The sequence below is a fragment of the Acidovorax sp. SUPP950 genome (assembly GCF_030158935.1).
In the GTDB taxonomy this organism is placed as follows: Bacteria; Pseudomonadota; Gammaproteobacteria; order Burkholderiales; family Burkholderiaceae_C; genus Paracidovorax.
Genome location: NZ_BQXE01000021.1, coordinates 1 through 777, shown reverse-complemented (window position 1 = coordinate 777; position 777 = coordinate 1). Strand labels below are relative to the sequence as shown.

1 pseudogene is annotated in these 777 nt (G+C 72.1%); it reads left to right on the top strand.

Going from position 1 to position 777, the window contains the following annotated elements:
* Window positions 1–777: pseudogene (locus AVME950_RS24245) on the top strand (hypothetical protein); the annotation flags it as partial.

The following is a 777-nucleotide window of genomic DNA, read 5'->3' as shown; positions in this document are numbered from 1 at the left end:
ATGCCCTGGGCAATGCCAGCCAGGAAGCCAGCGCCGACAGCGGCACGCTCACGCGCACCTACGACAGCCTGGGCCTGCCGCAAAGCCTCACCGACGCGCTGGGGCGTGCCACCGCCATCACGCGCGACGCGCTGGGCCGGCCCACGCAGATCGTGAGCAGCCTGGGCGGCGCGAGCCGCACCACCGTGCTGCGCTACGACCTGCCCGGGCCCGAGTACAACGCCAGCGGCAGTCCGAGCGCCAGCGTGGGGTCCTTGAGCGAGATCCAGGACGCGGGCGTCACCACGCGCTACCAGCGCGACGCGCAAGGGCGCATCACCGCGCGCACGCAGGTCCTGGCCAACGGCAGCAGCAGCACCGTGGGCTACCAGTACGTGCCAGGCGGGACGGGCAATTCAAGTAGCGCAGGCGCGGGGCAGATCGCCCGCATCACCTACCCCAGCGGGCGCCAGCTGGTGCACCAGTACGACGCCACTGGCCAGCTCACCGGGCTGCAGTGGAACGGCCAGCCGCTGGTCACCGGCATCACCTGGAGCCCGCTGGGCCAGGCCACCGGCTGGCAATGGCCCGGGTTCGTGCAGACCCCCGGCAACCCCGCGCCGCTGGCCGAGCAGCGCAGCTACACCGGCGCGGGCCAGCTGGCCGCCAGTGCCCTGCTGCAACTGACCTGGGACAGCGCCGGGCGCATCGCGCAGATCACCCAGCAACACATGCTGCCCACGCAAAGCAGCACGGTGGCGCAGCAGGTGGCGCTCACCAGCGCGTACAGCTACGACA